Source organism: Mycobacterium sp. (assembly GCF_035603715.1).
GTDB lineage: Bacteria > Actinomycetota > Actinomycetes > Mycobacteriales > Mycobacteriaceae > Mycobacterium.
The window spans coordinates 1-2,113 of the sequence record NZ_DATNJW010000642.1 but is presented as its reverse complement, the minus strand read 5'-3'; the positions used below and the strand labels follow the sequence as shown (position 1 = coordinate 2,113).

Sequence of the window (2,113 nt, the reverse complement as noted above, 5' to 3'; positions counted from 1 at the left end):
CATCGTTGATGATCCGGATGCGCCGGCTGTCCGACCGCTTCGCCAAGGCCCGGTCGCACGAGCCGCAACCGCAGCAGCCGCCCCAGCGCGCCCGCCCGCGGCCGCCGCGCGGCTAGGAGATGATCGGCCGCCCCGACGATCGACTCTGCGGCGGATTCTGGCTGAAACCCGCTCCATAGCGGTGGTCGGTGCATCGGACAAACCGACTCGGCCCAGCAACGAGATCTACTCGTATCTGCTGTCGACCGGCCAGTTCCAGGTCTATCCGGTGAACCCGACGATCACCGAAATCGATGGCGCCCAAGTGTATTCGCGCCTCGCCGACCTGCCGGTGGTGCCCGATATGGTCGACGTATTCCGGCGATTCGACGATTTGCCATCAGTGCTGGCCGAGATACTCGCCCTCGAGCAGCGGCCGAAAACCCTGTGGCTGCAAGAGGGTCTGTGGCATGAGGCTGTCGGGCGTGCTGCCGACGCGGCCGGCATGCAGGTCGTGATGGACCGTCCCCCGCAAGCGGGAGGTGCCCCCAGCCTGATGGTCGAGCACGCCCGACTGCGCTGAGGCTTATCAGCGAGGGTTGAGCGGCGATACACCGAGCACCAGCCAGTGGCCTTGCTGCTTGGTTAACGTCACGCGCAGCGCCAGAACCGCGTTGTCGGCCGGTTGGCCCGGCTCGTTCTGGGTGGCCCGCATGATCACCGCCACGCTGGCGGCATTGGGTCCGATTGCCTCGAGGCCGGCCGCCATCGTCGACGCGGTCGCGGTGACGTTGCGGTGCGCCAGATCCCCTGTGGCCTTGCCGAATTGGTCCCTGAATGCGTTGCCCTGCTCGGGGACCATCATGGTCACCGCCCGGTCGATGGCGGCCATCGGCTCTTGCGGCGAGAACGTCGCGGTCGCCTCGGCCATGCTGGTGGCGATGCGTACTACTTCGGCCGTGTCGACCTTCAGGTCGTGGTCCGGCGTCGTCCAGTGCCGGTAGCCGGTGAGCACCGCCGCAACCAACGCTGCCGTGCACAGCGCCACAACGGCAAGCCGCAGCGCGGGTGCGTCGTCGTCGGTGCCCAGTGTCACCGAATCACGGCGCAGTAGAAAGACATTCACCGCAACGCCTTCGACGATCAGCAGCACCAGCACCGAACACAGCGACACCCACCACGCCGGCCACGCCAGCACAACGCCGATCGCCAGCAGTGCAGCGATCGCGGCCAGCGGTGCCGCGACGTCGAAAGCCAGTACCCGCCAGGCATTCCTCATCGGATCGATTCCAGCCGCGAGATCATCAGCTTGCCGTCCACGTCGGAGATCCCCAGCCGCAAGTTCCAGTGCACAATTTGCGGCTTGCCGCCGGCGTTTTCGCTGACCGAGGTGGCCACCACCATCACCGTGTCGGTGCGACGGGCGATCGAGGCCGGCAATTGCTCAGCCGGCGCGGGGCGGCCGGGCTGTGCGTCCACGTCGTGGTGCACCGACTCGAACGCCACCGCGTCGACCTCGCCGCGGCTGCGCGACTGCAACCGCTCCACCACTTGCTGGTAGGGCTGAATCGACGAGTCGAAGTCGGCGTTCAGTTGCCCGACGGTCCCGTCGTGCAACCGCTGCAGGCTTTCCTTGATGTTATCGGTGTTCATGTTGATCAGCAGGCCCGTCCAGTCGGCCGCGGCCTGCAACGCCCGGCTCTGGTAGCTGCGCTCCTGGACGTCGCTGCGATGGGAGTTCCAGATCACCACGCCCAGCGCGACCGCGGCCACGCACAGGACACCCAGCACCGCCGAGGCGACGCCGTAGGGCGAGAAGACCCGGCCATCGGACTCGTCGGGCGTCACCTCATCAGCGTGGTCGTCGGTCGACTCGGGCTGCTCCTCGTCGGGCATGGCCGTGAGCCTAGCGGGGTGACGGTCCACAGCCCGCAGGGCGATGGTGAGGAGCCCCGGCGATCAGACCGAGCCCGGAGGTTAAGTAACAATGGTGGGCGTGACGGTAGAAGCTATCCGCTCGGGCATCGACCTGAGCTATGTCGACGCTGGTGCCCGCCCTCAAGACGACCTGTTCGGTCACGTCAACGGCCGCTGGCTGGCGGACCATCGGATGCCCGCCGACCGTGCCACCGAC

General features: G+C 67.2%; 4 protein-coding genes. 2 read left to right on the top strand and 2 right to left on the bottom strand.

Features of this window, described 5'->3' with window-relative positions; all coding sequences use genetic code 11:
- The first annotated feature begins 181 nt into the window (after positions 1 to 181).
- Positions 182 to 562, top strand: coding sequence for a CoA-binding protein (locus VN856_RS26085; protein ID WP_325694710.1), 381 nt, complete (start codon positions 182 to 184; stop codon positions 560 to 562).
- 6 nt (positions 563 to 568) lie between these two features.
- On the opposite strand, the gene VN856_RS26080 is transcribed toward VN856_RS26085, so the two are convergent.
- Both VN856_RS26080 and VN856_RS26075 read right to left on the bottom strand, forming a co-directional pair.
- Positions 569 to 1,258, bottom strand: a complete 690-nt coding sequence (locus tag VN856_RS26080; RefSeq protein ID WP_325694709.1) for a hypothetical protein — start codon at positions 1,256 to 1,258, stop codon at positions 569 to 571.
- Entirely contained in the window at positions 1,255 to 1,875 is a 621-nt protein-coding gene (locus VN856_RS26075) for a hypothetical protein (RefSeq protein ID WP_325694706.1), read from the bottom strand. Before VN856_RS26075 ends, VN856_RS26080 begins: the two co-directional genes overlap by 4 nt.
- Positions 1,876 to 1,966: 91 nt before the next feature.
- Here VN856_RS26075 and VN856_RS26070 point away from each other — a divergent pair.
- A partial coding sequence (locus tag VN856_RS26070; RefSeq protein ID WP_325694712.1) for a hypothetical protein occupies positions 1,967 to 2,113 on the top strand: 147 nt, incomplete at its 3' end.